This is a genomic window from Methylophaga nitratireducenticrescens (genome assembly GCF_000260985.4).
GTDB classification, from domain to species: Bacteria; Pseudomonadota; Gammaproteobacteria; order Nitrosococcales; family Methylophagaceae; genus Methylophaga; species Methylophaga nitratireducenticrescens.
Genome location: NC_017857.3, coordinates 861,690 through 878,822, shown reverse-complemented (window position 1 = coordinate 878,822; position 17,133 = coordinate 861,690). Strand labels below are relative to the sequence as shown.

14 protein-coding genes are annotated in these 17,133 nt (G+C 44.9%); 5 read left to right on the top strand and 9 right to left on the bottom strand.

Going from position 1 to position 17,133, the window contains the following annotated elements; genetic code table 11:
- Positions 1-2: 2 nt before the first annotated feature.
- The 9 genes from pqqA to Q7A_RS04130 all read right to left on the bottom strand — a co-directional run bounded on the left by pqqA (position 3) and on the right by Q7A_RS04130 (position 9,111).
- Positions 3-74, bottom strand: a complete 72-nt coding sequence (gene pqqA, locus Q7A_RS04170) for a pyrroloquinoline quinone precursor peptide PqqA (RefSeq protein WP_081443609.1) — start codon at positions 72-74, stop codon at positions 3-5.
- 288 nt (positions 75-362) lie between these two features.
- Positions 363-2,141 (bottom strand): methanol/ethanol family PQQ-dependent dehydrogenase, encoded by a 1,779-nt coding sequence (locus Q7A_RS04165; protein WP_014706081.1) that lies wholly within the window; start codon positions 2,139-2,141, stop codon positions 363-365.
- Between the two features lie 187 nt (positions 2,142-2,328).
- A complete protein-coding gene (locus tag Q7A_RS04160) occupies positions 2,329-2,973 on the bottom strand; it encodes a response regulator (protein WP_014706080.1) in 645 nt (214 codons plus the stop codon).
- Entirely contained in the window at positions 2,963-4,324 is a 1,362-nt protein-coding gene (locus tag Q7A_RS04155; protein ID WP_048480977.1) for an ATP-binding protein, read from the bottom strand. Before Q7A_RS04155 ends, Q7A_RS04160 begins: the two co-directional genes overlap by 11 nt.
- A gap of 190 nt (positions 4,325-4,514) precedes the next feature.
- On the bottom strand, positions 4,515-5,159 hold the full coding sequence (locus Q7A_RS04150) for a response regulator (protein ID WP_014706078.1): 645 nt from the start codon (positions 5,157-5,159) through the stop codon (positions 4,515-4,517).
- A complete protein-coding gene (locus Q7A_RS04145) occupies positions 5,149-6,864 on the bottom strand; it encodes a histidine kinase (protein ID WP_014706077.1) in 1,716 nt (571 codons plus the stop codon). Before Q7A_RS04145 ends, Q7A_RS04150 begins: the two co-directional genes overlap by 11 nt.
- Positions 6,861-7,178, bottom strand: coding sequence for a thiosulfate oxidation carrier complex protein SoxZ (gene soxZ / locus Q7A_RS04140; RefSeq protein WP_014706076.1), 318 nt, complete (start codon positions 7,176-7,178; stop codon positions 6,861-6,863). Before soxZ ends, Q7A_RS04145 begins: the two co-directional genes overlap by 4 nt.
- On the bottom strand, positions 7,178-7,666 hold the full coding sequence (locus Q7A_RS04135) for a thiosulfate oxidation carrier protein SoxY (RefSeq protein ID WP_014706075.1): 489 nt from the start codon (positions 7,664-7,666) through the stop codon (positions 7,178-7,180). Before Q7A_RS04135 ends, soxZ begins: the two co-directional genes overlap by 1 nt.
- Positions 7,663-9,111, bottom strand: a complete 1,449-nt coding sequence (locus tag Q7A_RS04130) for a beta-barrel assembly-enhancing protease (RefSeq protein ID WP_041354354.1) — start codon at positions 9,109-9,111, stop codon at positions 7,663-7,665. Before Q7A_RS04130 ends, Q7A_RS04135 begins: the two co-directional genes overlap by 4 nt.
- A 96-nt stretch (positions 9,112-9,207) precedes the next feature.
- Here Q7A_RS04130 and Q7A_RS04125 point away from each other — a divergent pair, with 96 nt between their 5' ends.
- The 5 genes from Q7A_RS04125 (at position 9,208) to cobN (ending at position 17,132) form a co-directional block, all read left to right on the top strand.
- Positions 9,208-9,441: a sulfurtransferase TusA family protein gene (locus Q7A_RS04125; protein WP_014706073.1), complete on the top strand. Its 234-nt coding sequence runs from the start codon at positions 9,208-9,210 to the stop codon at positions 9,439-9,441.
- Positions 9,442-9,445: 4 nt separating this feature from the next.
- On the top strand, positions 9,446-9,910 hold the full coding sequence (dsrE2, locus tag Q7A_RS04120) for a sulfur carrier protein DsrE2 (RefSeq protein ID WP_014706072.1): 465 nt from the start codon (positions 9,446-9,448) through the stop codon (positions 9,908-9,910).
- A 34-nt stretch (positions 9,911-9,944) separates the two neighbouring features.
- Positions 9,945-10,568 carry a DUF502 domain-containing protein gene (locus tag Q7A_RS04115; RefSeq protein ID WP_014706071.1) on the top strand — a complete coding sequence of 208 codons (624 nt, stop codon included), beginning with the start codon at positions 9,945-9,947 and terminating at the stop codon, positions 10,566-10,568.
- 699 nt (positions 10,569-11,267) lie between these two features.
- Entirely contained in the window at positions 11,268-13,190 is a 1,923-nt protein-coding gene (locus tag Q7A_RS04110) for a TonB-dependent receptor plug domain-containing protein (RefSeq protein WP_014706070.1), read from the top strand.
- Positions 13,191-13,244: 54 nt separating this feature from the next.
- Entirely contained in the window at positions 13,245-17,132 is a 3,888-nt protein-coding gene (gene cobN, locus Q7A_RS04105) for a cobaltochelatase subunit CobN (protein WP_014706069.1), read from the top strand.
- Position 17,133 lies beyond the last annotated feature (1 nt).

Sequence of the window (17,133 nt, the reverse complement as noted above, 5' to 3'; positions counted from 1 at the left end):
TCTTAACGGTTGCAGATGTACATGGTTACTTCAAAACCGAAACGCATGTCTGAATATTCTGGTTTAGTCCACATGATAATTTCCTCTCTATGAGTTATAGGTAAAACCGTCTAAACCTAACTGACGGTATAACCATGTTACGGCGATGAAAAGTAAGTAGCGTCAGCAATTAACGCCTTGAAGTTCAGGATTTTCCTGAATGATGGCCAGCAAAAATAGCCTAATTTTGTTTGAAGGAAGGTACTCTAGATGTTTAAAGCAAAATGACTTTGTTTCAGGCAAAAAAAACCCGACATCAATGATGCCGGGTTCTTAATTTTACTTAACTGTCTATTATTAACTATAGACTTTTTCTAGCTGTATTACAGGCTAAATACGCTCAGAACACCACCCAGGTTAGTCCAGCTAGACAGTGCTTTGTAAGCACCAACTGCGCCCAGACCATCTGTGTCATTTTCCAAACTTGGGATAGCCATACCGATACCAGCCCAACCACCTACACCAGACAGGATAGAAATATACTGTTTGTTGTTGTGTTTGTAGGTATTGACGTTACCGATAATGCCTGATGGTGTTTTGAATCTCCACAGTTCACGGCCTGATTGCGCATCAACTGCTTTCAGGTAACCTTCCAGCGTACCGTAGAACACAACATCCGTCGCTGTAGCCAGAGCACCTGACCAGACTGAGAAGCGCTCTGGGTTGGACCAGACGATTTTACCTTCACGCGCATCCCAGGCAATGAAGTTACCCATGTGCGTGTCACCTTCTGGTGGGTACATGCTCAGTGTCGCACCAACGTAGGGTTGACCGGCTACGTATTCAACTTCGAATGGTTCGTAGTCCATGCAAACATGGTTGGTTGGTACATAGAACAGACCCGTACGTGGTGAGAAGGCAGCAGGCTGCATATCTTTACTACCCAGTGCTGCAGGACAGATACCGGTTGTGTTTACATCTTCACCGTTACGGGCTGTAGAGTATTTCGCTACACGATCCGGTAAACCAGTTTTGAGGTTAACGCCTGTCGCCCAGTTAACTGCCGGGTCAAATTTTTCTGCAACCAGCAATTCACCTGTTTCACGATCCATGGTGTAACCAAAACCATTACGGTCAAAATGCACTAACATTTTACGCATTTTGCCTTTGATTTTTTGATCGACCAGGACATTTTCATTGATACCGTCATAGTCCCATTCATCGTAAGGCGTCATTTGGTAAACCCATTTCGCCATACCGGTGTCTAAATCACGACCGAACAGTGTCATTGTCCATTTGTTGTCACCCGGACGTTGTACCGGATTCCAGGTAGATGGATTTCCAGAGCCATAGTAGAACTGGTTCAGATCTGGATCATACGAATACCAACCCCAAGTGGTACCACCACCAATTTTCCACTGGTCACCCTGCCAGGATTTCAGTGAAGAGTCCTTGCCAACAGGTTTCAACATTGACATGGTTTTGTCTGGATCAACCAGCATTTCGTCATCCGGACCAACGCTGTAGGCTTTATACACGGTGTTACCGTCTAAGTCATAAGCTTGCACATAACCACGAACACCAAATTCACCGCCTGAAATACCGACGATGATTTTGTCATCAAAAACATGTGCCGCCGCAGTACTGGTCGCACCGACTTTTGGATCGTCACGCTTGTCAGACCAAACCACTTCACCGGTTTCCATATCCAACGCCACCAGAGTGGTATCAGCCTGGTTCAGGAAGATTTTGCCATCGCCATAAGACAGGCCACGGTTGACGGTGTCACAGCACATGACTGGTACCGTTTCATCGTAGTTTTGTTTTGGCTCATATTTCCATTTGATGGCGCCATCGTTGTTCAGATCAAGCGCGAAAACGATGTTAGGGAAAGGTGTATGGACATACATCGTGCCGTCCATAACCAAAGCGTTACCTTCGTGACCACGTAATACGCCGGTTGAGAAAGACCAGGCCATGTTCAGATCGTTGACATTGTCTTTGGTGATTTGAGTCAGTTCGCTGTAACGCGTATTTGCATAGTCACCAGCGGGCATAACCCAGTTGTTATCATTTTTTTGCATTTCCAGGAGTTCATCTGCAGCGACCAGTCCTGGTACGGCTAACCCCATCATTGCAATTGATAATGTTTTCAGCTTCATAAAGTTGTCCTCTATAGTTTTTATCGTTCATGACGTCAGCGTGGCTGTTCTTTCATGAGGCTGTGACTTTATTCCGATTTTGCCTGAGAATCACTAGGAACCAATCACTCTGATATCGGGAGTTTTTCCCGAAACAGGAAGAACTTCCCATTATCCCTCAGTTTCATGCCTATAAAGAGCTGAAAATTTAATGACTTTTTATGACGTTATATTTGATTGCAAGACGCACTAACTCTACAGATGAGTGAAAACCGAGTTTTTGTTTAAGCATGGTCTGATAATTAGCGACAGTTTTCTGGCCTAAGTTCAGTGTTTCGGCAATATATTCCAGGGCATACCCTTCCGCTAATAAACGGAAAACTTCGAACTCCCTGACTGTTAAACGCTGTATAGGGTCTTCTGAACCTGACACACTTTGCAGCGCTATACGCTGTGCCATTTCAGAGCTCAGAAAGTTTTTTCCATCCATAACCTGACGAATGGCTTTGACCATATCATCAGAATCACCTGATTTGGAGAGATATGCGGCCGCCCCTGCACTCATTGACTGGACTGCCAATGTTACGTTTTCATGCATAGAAAACATAATTACCTTGGCTTTACTATAACGCACCAAAATACGTCTAAGGGCTTCCAGGCCGCCGATACCAGGCATGCTCACATCCATAATCACTATATCGGGATCAAGTTCCGTGTACATTTGATAGGCCTGCTCGCCGCTTGCTGCTTCACCAACAATATGCATATCCGTATTAGACTCAAGCATTCTTGCCAAACCGGATCGGACCACTTCATGATCATCAGCCAATAAAATCCGGATTTCATTCTTCATTCAGTACACCTTGAGCTGGAAAAGTCGCTGAAAGTACAACACCTTTTCCTATTGTGGTCGAAATATCAATACTTCCTGACAATGCTTCTACCCGATCTCGCATTCCCGATAAGCCATAGCCATTAGTTGCAAGGCAGGAATGATAACCGATTCCATTATCAGTTACGTTTAAACTAACAAGGTTGGTGTTACAACGTATACTGACTTTTACATCCAGAGCTTCCTCTCCAGCGTGTCGACTGACGTTGGTCAAGCATTCCTGAACCAGTCGGTATAACGTTAACTGTCGATATTCATCAAGCTGTTTGAAATCACCTTCTATTGATAAATATGCATGATGCTGAGGATGACGGGAAACCCAATAATTAAATAATTCTGTGATCGCACCTTGCACCCCTAATTCGTCTAATTCAGGTGGCCGCAAACGCTGTAACATTGATCGAAAAATACCTGTCATACGGTTATGAATAGAGCCAATTGCCACCGCACTGATTTTTGCCTCATCCAGTGACGCCGAATTTTTAATCGCGTTTACATCAAATTGGATCGCTGTTAAATGTTGACCAATTTCATCATGTAACTCGGCTGACAACTGCTTTCGTTCTGTTTCCTGAATCATAATCAGCTGCTGATTTAATACATCATTTTTTTTAACAGTGTCCAAATAGCATTGTTTTAACAATTTGAGCTGCCTGTTCACAGTCAATAATTGATTTAACCGCAGAGAGGCAACAGGTGATCGGCTTGACTCTGTTCGTTTATTTTGTCGGGCTAACATTTCAGTGACTGGCGACAAAATTAATGAAGCAATAACAGCTATAAATATACTGCCAATCAAAAAAGTCAGAATTAATGGCATGAATGATCGCTTAATGTATTTCTGAATAACATTCCATTCAGCATTAAGGTTGGGACGGATAACGATAGTGCCGAGAAATTGGCCGGCAAAAATAATCGGCATACTGATAATTTCGGTATGGCCTAGATACGATTTCAAACTATTTTCTAACCAGGAAGGTATTTCTGAAATAGCACTGCTCTGCTGGGAATGATTTGAGTCGAGCAGCTCACCATTATCTGAGATGAGCTCAATATCAACATGAACCAATTCATTAAGATCTTCGAGATGAAAACGTGAGTTCCACTGAGATACCTGAACATTTGGTTGTGATAACTCCATCTCCAACCTTTGTAGTTGTGCATCAATTGCATAGCTCGCAACATCTCTTGAAACATTAAGCTCGTGATCGGCTCTAAGCCGGATATCATCGAAAGCGTTTTTAATACCAAGACCACACATGATCATGAAAATCAACACGATGATAAGGTTTACTTGAAGAACCAGATTCACGGACTAAAATCCTTATGAAAGCACTTTATAAACTGAAAGGAATAAGATTATAGTCTGTGAAGCAACATTCGCAGTATAAAACCATCACCTCATTGCCATCGTGAGCTTATGTAAGCCTTGCCTGATTTTAAATTATGAGCGATTGCAAAGCTCGTATGATTTTTACGGTAGTTGGTTAAGCTCTCTCAGATCAAGCTTCTAGCAATCCACTACGAATTGCTAACCTGGCTAACTCGGCAGAGTTTGAAACATTGAGCTTTTGTTTAATATTGGTGTGGTGCGTACCTACCGTTTTAGGACTTAAATTCAAAATATCGGCAATTTCATTAACCGTTTTACCTTCTGCCAATAAACGAAAAACCTCAAATTCACGTTGGCTGAGGACATCAAGTGGATTCTCGGAACCCGTTAATTTCTGCATGGCCAGTTGCTGAGCAATTTCCGGTGCAATACAGGTTCTTCCCATTGAAACCATTTCCACAGCTTTCAACATGGCTTCCGGCGCACTGCGTTTTGGAATAAAGCCCAATGCACCTGCCTGCATAGCACGTGTAGTAAAGACGCTGTCTTCATGCACACTTAACACCAGAATTTTGGCAGAAGGTTCACGGGCAACAATACGCTCGATTGCTCCGACACCACCAATACCTGGCATGGAAATATCCATCACCACCACATCGGGATGATGTTTAGCAAAATCCTGAACAGCTTGTTCACCCGATCCCGCTTCGGCTACCACCTCAAATTTATCACCATCTTCTAGCAAGCGGCGAAAACCAGCGCGAACCAATTCATGATCATCAACCAATAAAACCGATATTTTATTAAGACTCATGGTGAACATTTACCCCCAATGGTATGGTAATGGTCAGGTTGACTCCTGCGCCTAACTGACTTTGCAAATCAAAACTTCCACCCAGACTTTGCGCTCTTTCACGCATGCCTAGCAAACCAAAATCAACGTCTGAATGAAAATCATGTACTACCATGCCTTTTCCATCATCACGTATATTGATTTTCAATTGTTCATCTATCGCCGTTTGTTCTCTGGTGACGGTGATGAGAATATTGTCAGGCTCCGCATGCCGAACCGCATTGGTCAACGCTTCCTGGACCACTCGAAATACCGTCATATTGGTTGCTTCATCAAAACCGTTTAATTCGCCTTCGGTAATTAAATTAAAATGAATTTCCGGCTGGCGCTGTTGCCACTTGCTGATGCTCTCTTCAAGCGTAGCCATCAGCCCCAGATCATCCAATGGACTGGGTCGCAGCCGGGTGATCATATTATGGACTACATCATATATATGGCTGGCTGTATCGATGATAGCCTGAGCACTTTGATAAATTTTCGTGTCGGTTTTTTCGGATCGGTTACGAATTAATACCGCATCGGTTTTTATTGCCGTCAAACACTGTCCTAATTCATCATGTAATTCACGGGCCAAGTGTCGTCGTTCTGCCTCTTGAACCTGGTCCATGTGTTTGGTTAACAATCGAGTTTCATATAGCTGGGCGCGGGCTTTTTCAGCCTGTTTATGTTCAGTTATGTCCCGCAAAGTACAGATCATCCCTGCAACACACCCATCGTTCTCAGTTAACGGTACGGTTGAAATTAATAATGAAAGCAATTCACCATTACTTCGTTTGAGCGTAGTTTCAAGATTTTCCACTGATTGAAAGCCATTTAACACAGCAATAATACTGTTACGATCTTCATGAAACGGCATGGCAGACAAAGACTCACCTAATAAATTTGGCACATCGGCAAATAGCCGTTCGGCCGCGGCATTGCAAAAGGTGATGTATCCTGCATGATCTAATGACAAAATTGCGTCACCGGATTGTTTAACCAACATTGCTAAACGGCGATTCTCGGTTGTGCTTTGTTCAAGTGCATCCCCCACACGGTTAAAACTCTGACTGATTTGATCCATTTCTTTCAGTGAAAAGCGTGGTAGACGCATGTGCAGATCGCCACGTTCAAATCCGGCCAGAGCATCAAGTAAACGCTGTAATGGCCTGATAACCCAGCCAACCCCCCAATAAATGAACAGAGCCACCACAATAAAGATAATCATACCCAATGCCATGATCGCCCGGATATCCTGCCAACGTTCACTGATTTCCTGCATGGGAGCAGGATAGATCACCATATGACCCGAACCAAAGCGCTTTGAAAGAGGTGAAACATCAGGGAATAATAATTTGACAAACCAGGCGGGGGGTTGGATTGATAATTCTTTTTCCGGTGTTCCCTCAAAAAGAAGTCCCTGCTGATCGAACAATAAAATATGCAGGCTACGGATTTCACTTAGCGCTCGAACTAACTCATGCATATGTTCGCTAACGCTAGTATCTCGGGTCAGCGTTCCGCCAGCCAGTGTGACAGTAATGATATGTGCAGTTGCATCCATAGTTGAAATGACTTCGGCTTCAACAGAACGTTTGGCATTGGTCATCAGAATGGCTGCACTGCCTAGCATTGAAAGCAGTAACAATAAGGCAAAAAACAAATTCGCACGAAGTTTCAGACTCATACAACTTTGGTTTCCGCTGTACCCTTAGCACCAACATTATCAACCCAGCGCAGCCGTATTTTATCTCCGACCTCACCTCCTGTGAGTTGAAATGCAAAATAAGGGTTTCGAGAGGTTGCTGTTCCACATTTAACCACCAGCACTTCTTCTTCATTGCGCCAGCAGCGGATATCCTGAATAAACTCGGCAGGAATCAGTTCATCTTGCTCATTTTTGCCACGACCGGTATGCATTGGATGAGACAATAAAATTCTGACAAATGTATTGCCATCAAGTAATTTAGCGCGAATTCGATCCCTGGAGTTTATTGTCATCAGGCGCATCCACCAATATCAATTTCAACATAGCGACTGGTTCGATAAAGTTTATTGTCAGCTCTGACCATGGCAACGATTTCCGAATCTTCGGCAACTTTAAGCATCGTTTTAAATGGAAAACCAACGGCAGAGGTGGGCTCCACCGCCATAGCTAATGGAAAAGGATTTTTTTCAACTAATAAAGCTACACGTTGGATATTTTTCAGACTGCTACTGATCTCAACCGGCACACTGGCGCCATTTACGGCATAGGTGGGTGGCGAACCAACCGTAAATTGAATCGTCTCATCGTTAACCTCTTCTGCTTCCCCAAGAAACGTTAGAATCGCATCTTCTATTGTTTTTGCATTAAAAGCATCCTGCGGCCAATGCGCTAACAGTACTCGAGGTATTGTCAGTCCACTGGCCGCAACTAAAGCTAACGTTGAGGCCGAGATGGATTGCTTTATTAATTTTCGGCGTTCCTGGTCAAATCTATCATTCATCGAACTTCTTCCATCATCGCGATATCCGTTTCAACTTGTCGTAATCGTGAACTGATTTTGGCTAATTCAAATTCATCACCCCGAGCGTAGTCTGCAGCAATTCTCAATTGATCAGCGGCCTGCATCAACTGCCCAGAACTATGATAATGCTCTGCCAGCCAAACGTGTGATTTACTTTTCTGCCCCAAATCTCCGTATGCCTGCGCTAATAATCTGTATAAAACGGCTGAAGACTCCCCTACATCCAGCTGACGCTGTAAAATCGGGATGGCTTGACGTGCCTGATTAGATCGTAACAGTGCCTGCACTTGCTTAATCGAAAGTGCCCAGTCATCGGGGTATATTCGTTGAAAATCTTCATAAATTGCCAATGCAGCGTCTATTCTTCCCAAAGCAATTTCTATATCCGCTAATGCCAGATGATAGCTGAGCTGATTATCATCTGAATCAATTAACGTATTTATCTCATCACGTGCCTGGGTATAGTTGCTGTTTTTCAATAATGCCAGCGCATAGCCATAGTGAGTAGCAGACTGATCCTCCGAAGACGCTTCTTTTAATGTATCTTCATAGGTTTTGATCAATTCACGCATGTTTTTAGTTGACATGACACGTAATTTTTCACGCATCAAATAAAACTTTTTGGTATCCCTAACCTGTCGCTGAGGTTCAAGGTTGGCTGCTCGTCCACGGGCATCAGCAATACGGGACCCCGTAATAGGGTGTGTTCTCAGAAATTCCGGAATCTGACTTCCGCCATAAAAACGCCCAGCAATTTGTAATCTTTCAAAAAAACGCGGCATCGCATTTGGATCAAATCCGGCATTCACCAGAGTCTGCATTCCCAAATTATCGGCTTCTGATTCATGGGCTCGACTATAGTCCAACTGCATTTGAACGTTTCCTGCCTGTACTGCCATGATAGCAGCTGAACCAGCACTTGGATCGGCCACACCTAGCAAAGCTGCAGCAATCATCGCTGCTGTCATGGGCACACTCATTCGTTTGGAACGCTCAAAACTACGGAGGATGTGGCGTTGAGTTACATGAGCAATCTCATGCGCCAGCACCGATGCCAATTCACTTTCTGATTCACTGGTGAGCATCAGCCCGGTATTAATACCGATAAACCCTCCCGGTGCAGCGAAAGCATTTACCGAGGTATCTGGCACGACAAAAAAAGTAAACGAACGAGTAGGATCATCACTGTTAGTGACTAAACGATACCCAAGTGAGTTTATATAACTGTTCACTTCGGGATCATCAACGAGCGTTACAGATTGTTGCAGACTCCAGTAAAAAGATTGGCCGACCTGATATTCTTCCAATGGTGAGACCAGGGCCCCGGCACTGTCACCCATTTCGGGCAATGCAATATCCAAGTTTGCCTGCGCAAGACTTAGGCTACTCATCAACAAAATAAATGTAGCGATATGAGATTTCATAATGCCTATAGACCTTGGCTTATTAAGACCGGTTCCGCAAAGACAAAAATGCCGGTTGGGTTTATTATGTAAACGGATATTTTAAAGGAAATTACTATGTCAGATTATGATACAGAAATTGATACCTCAGGTTTAAACTGTCCACTTCCAGTGCTTAAAGCACGTAAATCACTCAATGAAATGACGCTTTCTCAGCGACTGCGACTCATCTGTACCGATACTGGCGCATTAAAAGATATTCCAGCGTTTTGTAAAATGACTGGCAATCCATTGGTCAGTAGCGAAGAAGTCGACGGAAAGCTGTATTTCATTATCGAAAAAGGGGCATAACATCATGGCCAAAAAACTCGCCATAATTGCAAGCAAAGGTACGTTGGATGGCGCTTATCCGCCATTTTTACTTGCCACCACCGCGGCAGCATTAGGGTTTGAAGCCAAAATATTTTTTACCTTTTACGGTTTGCAATTACTAAAAAAAGATCTGTCTCTTAAAGTTTCGCCCTTGGGCAACCCCGCCATGCCGATGCCTGTCCCCGTCCCCAGTATCGTGCAGATTATCCCAGGTCTCGAAGCCTTTGCTACCTGGATGATGCAACGTAAATTGAAAAAGAAAGGCGTTGCCAGTGTGACTGAGTTACGCGCTATCTGCCTGGAATCTGAAGTTGAACTGATTGCCTGCCAGATGACGGTAGATTTGTTTGATTTTAAAAATTCGGACTTTATTGATGGAATCAGTCACGGAGGGGCCGCTACTTTTCTGGAATTTGCCAGCGAAGCCGATATCACTTTATATATCTGATCAACTGAATTCGGTTTGGAATAGGAACAGCTTTATGCAATTTGTCTGGAAGACTTTTCTGAAAGGTTTGGCGACGGCATTACCCGTCACCCTGACGCTGTATCTGATTTATTGGCTGGCTGTCACAGCAGAGCTGGCATTACGGCCTATTATGGTTGCCATTTTACCTTATGACTTTTATTGGCCTGGACTGGGACTGTTGGCGGCTATTGGTTTGATTTTTGTTATCGGTATTGCCGTCAACGCATGGCTGGTCAAACGTCTATTTGATATTGGCGAATCTTTTCTGGATCGTATTCCATTAGTGAAATCGATTCATGGTGCTTTACGTGACTTCACCCGTTTTTTTTCCCGCGAAAAACATCAGGACAGTCTCAGTAATGCTGTTGCGGTCACCATTGGTGGCGTTCAATTGATTGGTTTTCTCGTCAAAGACAATGTTAGTCATGTGCTGGGATTGGAAGATGAAGAAAATGATTTGGTCGCGGTTTATCTACCGATGAGTTATCAAGTTGGTGGCTATACAATTTGTGTTTCGCGGGATCAAGTTCGGTCGCTGGAAATGTCGAATGAAGACACAATGCGCTGGATCCTGACAGCAGGTCTTTCTGATAGTGAAACCGAAATCCATCAATCCAAAATCATTCTCGATAAATAAACTCCTCAAAGGTCATTGCTATTTCCGACATGCATCAGGTGTATTACTTCCCCCCGTTATCAATATTTCTTTTATTACGTTGTACAAGCATTTTTCTGTTTTATTCGGGTCTTCTTCATATCTGGAAAAGTCAAAAAATAAAAACGAATCGCAAAAGGGGCTTTTCAGCATCGGAATGTTTTAATCTATGAAATTGTCAATCTTTCATGAATAGATCCATAACTTTTTAATCACACCTCTGCCCAAGCATTATGCTTTTTTCCAACACCTGAACACGCTGCTGTTCAGACGCAACCGTTGAGGATGGCAAGGAACGAGGAACCATAAAAACCGGCACATACCTCTCCATTAGTCCGGTGTATACATAAGTGACATTTTTCAACCACGCTCGTTGAGCTTAGACTTTTTTTGCAGCCGACTGCGTTGCATGAAAGACACCCCTGTATTTCACCGTTGTGCGGCCAGCTAAGCTGTTCAACGTGTTTCCTGCTTTATTTGTCAATAACTTATGTAGACGGCTACACTGTTTGCTTTGTGCCTTGCCAGGCACAAAAATAGCTGTCGGCAGTGGTTGATCTGAAAAATAACTAATTCTAAGCAACACTCTACAATCTTGATCTAGATCTAGATATTAATGCGAATCGTTAGCATTTCCATATAATTCCTGATAATGTTATTGGAACTTTACAGGAGATGCTGATGAATAACCCAAAACTACTAGCCTTATACCCGTTACTGTTTTCCTGCGTCGCCATGGCGACAGATATCAATGAAAACAATATGGATAAAATTGTTGTCACCGCATCCGGTAGCGAACGTAGCACCTTGTTAGCCCCGGCTTCATTATCCGTCATTACCCGTGAAGAATTGGAAAGGGTAAGCGATCAGAAGCTTGTCTCAGCCATCAGAAAAACTGCCGGGGTATCTGTTGCAGGTACTGGCGTAGGCGGGCGCAAGGTTATACAGCTTCGTGGTATGGAATCAAAGCATTCTCTTATTCTGATTGATGGCAAACGGGTTTCGGCAACAGATGATGTAGTGGGGCATTCCGATTTGCAATACGACTGGTTGCCTCTTGATAGTATCGAACGCATAGAAATTATTCGTGGTCCGATGTCATCCCTTTATGGTTCGGAAGCACTGGGTGGGGTTATCAACATTATTACCCGCAACAATAAGGTTGAAGCCCAGCGCAATGTAATGCTTGGCTCGTCAATTTATGACGATGACGATGGCGGTGAGCAGTATTACGGCAATGTCCAGTTCAAGCAACCTCTGAGTGATAACCTGCTTATCACCGGTCATTTCGGTCATCAATATCAGGATGATGTTCTCAGCGACGAGGACTCGCGAATTTCTTCCCTTGAAGGACGCAAAGTTGATTCTGTAAAACTGGGAGCGGATTGGACCGTTAACGAAAATAACCGGTTCCAGCTGGATTATTTTCGAACTGACGAAGAGCGCTGGCAACAGACAAACTATCGGGGATCGGATCCCTATCATCGATCTTGGTATGACCTGGATAGAGAGCAGTTTTCCATTTACTGGCAACCCAAATTGGGTGCCTGGACAGGGAATGTTGGCTATTACCGTTCGAAAATTGATGTTGTTCATAACACCAATGAATCCTCCGTTGATGCCTATACCCCACAGTATTTGCAGGATGATGTTGCTGAAGCGCGTTTTTATCGCGATTTCGGCAGTTCTCGATTGACCATCGGTGGTGAATATCGGGATGAAGAACTCGAACATGAAGCTTTTGTAGGTGGCGGCGATAACGCCATCCATAAATCTGGCTTGCTTCAGTATGAAAAGGATTTGCTGGACAATGTGTTTTTAACGCTAGGGGGCCGCTGGGATCATCATGAGTATTTTGGTGGTGAATTCAGTCCCCGTGCCTATCTGGTGTGGGAAGCGATGCCTGGCCTAGCCATCAAAACAGGCTACGGTCATGGCTTTAAAGCACCAACACTTAAACAGATTTCCCCAAACTATCGCTTTGACGGTCCGCATAGTTTTGTCGGAAACGAAAACCTGAATCCGGAAACCAGTGATACCTGGGAGCTGGGGCTTCGCTATGAAGCTGGGATGAGTGAGTTCAGTGCAACGATTTTCAAAAATGATGTGGAAGACTTGATTACCACCGAATGTATCAACAACTGCGGCATGTTTTTTGGCCGGGAGCACCAATATGTCAATGTTGATGAAGCAGAAATCAAGGGGTTGGAAATGGAAGCCTCTCACCCCTTGACGGATTCACTGACCTTGACTGGCAGCTACACCTATACCAAAGGAGAAGACAAAACCACAGGTGAAAAACTAACGGCACGCCCAAGACATCAAGGTACTCTGGGCATGAATATCGACTGGATTCCGAATACCCTGTCTTCATCAATTGACTGGCAATACATTGGTAAACAGTGGATATCTCTTGATTCAGAATTGGAAGAACTACCCAGCTACAGCCTGGTCAATGCCAATCTGAGCTATCTGCTTGGAAAGCATCGTTTTGTGCTCAGCGCCACTAATATCGGCAACACTGACCTCCTTGAGAAAAGTGAATCGTTTGGTTACGCCGAATATGCTCGTGCAGTAAAACTAAACTGGTACTGGCAGTTTTAAAGCTGCCCCATGATTTTAGATGCGTCAGTCTCTCTCATACCTGAAGGTAGATCCATGATTTTTCTGATACGTAAGTTTGTTAAATACCTGCTCGTCGCGTTGTTCACGACCTTTATCCTGCCTGTATCCGCATCGGAAACAGACATCATCATTGTAACCAACCGCATGATGCTTGATGCCAAGCAGGAGCTGATAAAACAGTCGGCACATCAAGCAGGAGTCAAAGTGCAATTTGTTTCCACCACCGTTGCTGACAAAGCTCTCCTGGAAACGCTACAGCAAAGCAATTTTGTTTTGGTGGACTTACCGCGGGAGATGGATATGCAATCCTTTTCCGGACGATTACAGGATCTGCAGCCCCCCACGTCAACGCCACTCATGTTGATAAGTCGAAATACTTTTCAGGCCAAGAATATTGCGATGGCAGCGTCACAACAGCTTCATGACTATTATCGGAATGGCGGCAGAAAAAATATGGAGGTTTTTTTTACCGCCGTGTCCTCCCTGCTTACGGGTAAATCACTCGTCAATCTGCCAAAACCACAATTATTGCCACAACAGGGCGCTTATCATCCACGCTATTCCGAGGGCTATTCCGCCGATCCTGATGCCGTTTTAGTTGCAGTTGATGCCGATAGAACTCATCCTGTCATCGCCATCGGTTTTCACGTGCGCTACCTGGAATCCGACGCCATGGCTCATATTGATGAGCTTGTAAAAAAGGTAGAGTCCCGCGGTGCAAACGCATTACCGGTATTTTATTCTTTGGGGCCTGATTCACGTTTACCTGAGCTGTTAAAAGACCGTGCAGATGTGTTGATTCATTTGCAGCCGGTTTACCATAATGGTCTGAAAACGCAGCTTGATACCCTTGGTATTCCTGTTATTCAGGGAATTGGTTGGTGGCAGGACAGTATTGAAAGCTGGGAACAGAGCCCTTCAGGGCTTCCTCTTCAGTCCACTCCACTCTATCTGGCATTACCAGAACAGAATGGACTGATTGATCCGATGGTACTCTGGGCAGAACAGGATGACGGACTAAAACTAATTGATTATCAGGTTGATGCCACCATCGACAAAGCTATCCGCCTTGCCCATCTGCAGAACAAACCGCTTGAACAGCAAAAACTGGCCGTGATGGTCTATAACTACCCGCCCGGTCAGGAAAATTTGTCTGCTTCTTTTATGAACGTTCCCAGGAGTCTAGCTGTGTTATCCGAGCAGTGGGTCAGGGAAGGCTATAACACCAATGTACTGACTGAACAGCAACTCATCGATGGTTTGGGCTCCAGTATCAAGGCCACACATCAAGAACATCAGCCGCTGGATAAAACAACTGGTCAAATCCTTTCACTGGAAAGTTATCTGACATGGTTCGAGCAGCTTCCGCAACCGGTTCAAAACCGTATAAATGACTATTGGGGTAAACCTCAAGACTCATCTATGCTGACACAACTGGATGACCAGCCGGTTTTTGTGATTCCCCATGTGGCGGCTGGAAATATTATCTATCTTGGACAGCCACCACGCGGTCTACCAGGCATGGACAACGAAAAATCGCTTTACCACGACATGCGTGTGCCGGTAAACCATTACTACCTGGCAACCTACCTGTGGGTGCAAGAAAACTTTCAGGCTGATGCATTGGTTCATTTTGGTACGCATGGTACTCAGGAGTGGATGCCCGGCAAGGAACGGGGGCTCAGTATCTTTGATGATCCCTACTTGGCACTGGGTAATATTCCCGTCGTTTATCCCTACATCATCGACAATGTGGGAGAGGCGACACAGGCAAAACGTCGTGGGCGGGCAGTCATGATAAGTCATCAAACACCTCCTTTTCGTCCATCAGGATTGCACGGTAAATTGGTTGATATTCACCAGCTGATTCATCAATGGGAAAACCTGGAGCCAGGTGAAGTTCGCGATAACACCGTGGCAAGCCTGCTTGACTTGTCTTTGAGCGATAATCTGACCACAGATTTGGGCTGGGATGTCGAACAAGTCAATCAGACACCCGAACTGTTTATTCAACAATTACATGATTATCTGCATGAACTGGCCGCTCAATCGCAACCCATTGGTCTTCATACCTTTGCTGCTCAGGATATTGAAGAACAAAAGTTAACAACTGTCCTGCAAATGTTGGGGAATGAGTTTATTGATGCCTTTAATCTGGCTGATCAGGAAGAACTGTTCGCAAAGGATTATCAAGCGCTTTCCCAAACGCTTCCCTATCAATGGCTGCAAGCTGTTGTAAGTAAATCCGAGCCCATAAAGCCAGAACTCGCAAAATGGCAGCAAAAGGCTCTCGACTATTACGCCAGTTTGACCGCGGAATATGAGTGGGAAAGTTTCAATTCAGCACTGCAAGGTAATCATATCGAACCGGGTATTGGAGGGGACCCCATTCGAGTACCGGAAAGTCTGCCAAGTGGAAAAAATCTGGTCGGCTTTGATCCGGCCAGGATTCCAACCAAAGAAGCCTGGCTGGCTGGCAAGAAGGCGATTGATGAACTGATTAGCTCACATCAACAGGAAAAAGGTACCTACCCTCGTCGGCTCGCTTTCTCTCTCTGGGCTGTTGAAGCCATGCGTCATGGCGGCATCCTCGAAAGTCAGGCACTTTATGCAATGGGTGTCGAACCGACCTGGGATGATGGCGGACGGGTAAATGGCTTTAACATCATCGAGCAGCAGCAACTCCAGCGTCCTCGTGTTGATGTCGTGCTCTCTGCAACCGGTCTGTATCGCGATCAGTTTCCAAATGTTATGGAAGTTTTGGCTCAGGCTGCAGCAGCAGTTACTGAGCTTGATGAAAAGGATAACCCGGTCTATCAACATACACAGCAGCTGTTGGCGGACCTGCGTGGAAAAGGTATTGCCGAGGATAAGGCAAAAATTATGGCTCAGACCCGCGTTTTTGGCAGTCCTACAGGTGTTTATGGAACTGGCCTGGAAGACGCCTCACTGGCCTCTGACACCTGGGAGTCGGACGACAAACTGGCAAAGTTGTATCTTGATCGCATGAGTCATGCCTTCGGACCTGATTCCAGTCAATGGGGCAAGGAACCAGACTACAGCGAGCTCTATGCTGAAAACTTGAAAACCGTTGATGCCGCATTGCTGGCGAGAACCTCTAATCTGTACGGCATGCTGACGACTGATGATCCTTTTCAATATCTTGGCGGCATTGACCTTGCCGTTCGGCACCTGACCGGCAAAAGTCCTGAATTATATATTTCCAATCAGCGGGAACAGGGAAAAGTCCGGTTTCAGAGTGCTGCGGAGTTTTTGGCCGTAGAAATGGCAACTCGGTCATTTCATCCTGGCTGGATTGAGGCGATGAAGGAAGAAGGTTTTGCCGGAGCACTCAATCTGCAGGATATGACCAACAACCTTTGGGGCTGGCAAACCGTTTCTCCTGACGTGGTGAAGGATCATCAATGGCAGAAAATGCATGATATTTACGTCATGGATTCACTTGATCTGGATCTGAATGAATGGTTTGAAAATTACTCACCCGAAGCCCAGCTCAGGATGATGGAACGTATGCTGGATGCTATCCGTAAAAATTACTGGGACGCATCAGAGCAAACTCGTAAAGAGCTGGTCGCGGCTTATATACAAAGCCTGCAAGAGCACGATCTACAACCTGCACATGCCAAGCTGGCAGACTTTGCTGACAACCAGGCGCGTGGCTTTGGTCTGGCCCCTATTGCAGAAATGCCCCCCGCCCCTGATCAGCAACAATCACCTGAACCTAAACAACCACCGCAAACGGATATGGCTCAGGCACAACAGGTTGAGGGACAAAAACTGGAAAAGACCAGCCAAGAAGGTATTGAGCTTGAAACTCAATGGTGGTGGCTGTCGATGCTGATTATTCCTTTACTTACCGGTGCATTGCGCCAATACAACGTTATTAGAAAGGCCCAATAAT

What these genes read in the sequence shown, in the direction of transcription:
- Q7A_RS04165 (WP_014706081.1), bottom strand. Translation starts at nt 2,141, where the DNA reads ATGAAGCTGAAAACATTATCAATTGCAATGATGGGGTTAGCCGTACCA.
- Q7A_RS04160 (WP_014706080.1), bottom strand. Translation starts at nt 2,973, where the DNA reads ATGAAGAATGAAATCCGGATTTTATTGGCTGATGATCATGAAGTGGTC.
- Q7A_RS04150 (WP_014706078.1), bottom strand. Translation starts at nt 5,159, where the DNA reads ATGAGTCTTAATAAAATATCGGTTTTATTGGTTGATGATCATGAATTG.
- Q7A_RS04145 (WP_014706077.1), bottom strand. Translation starts at nt 6,864, where the DNA reads ATGAGTCTGAAACTTCGTGCGAATTTGTTTTTTGCCTTATTGTTACTG.
- soxZ (WP_014706076.1), bottom strand. Translation starts at nt 7,178, where the DNA reads ATGACAATAAACTCCAGGGATCGAATTCGCGCTAAATTACTTGATGGC.
- Q7A_RS04135 (WP_014706075.1), bottom strand. Translation starts at nt 7,666, where the DNA reads ATGAATGATAGATTTGACCAGGAACGCCGAAAATTAATAAAGCAATCC.
- Q7A_RS04130 (WP_041354354.1), bottom strand. Translation starts at nt 9,111, where the DNA reads ATGAAATCTCATATCGCTACATTTATTTTGTTGATGAGTAGCCTAAGT.
- Q7A_RS04125 (WP_014706073.1), top strand. Translation starts at nt 9,208, where the DNA reads ATGTCAGATTATGATACAGAAATTGATACCTCAGGTTTAAACTGTCCA.
- dsrE2 (WP_014706072.1), top strand. Translation starts at nt 9,446, where the DNA reads ATGGCCAAAAAACTCGCCATAATTGCAAGCAAAGGTACGTTGGATGGC.
- Q7A_RS04115 (WP_014706071.1), top strand. Translation starts at nt 9,945, where the DNA reads ATGCAATTTGTCTGGAAGACTTTTCTGAAAGGTTTGGCGACGGCATTA.
- Q7A_RS04110 (WP_014706070.1), top strand. Translation starts at nt 11,268, where the DNA reads ATGAATAACCCAAAACTACTAGCCTTATACCCGTTACTGTTTTCCTGC.
- cobN (WP_014706069.1), top strand. Translation starts at nt 13,245, where the DNA reads ATGATTTTTCTGATACGTAAGTTTGTTAAATACCTGCTCGTCGCGTTG.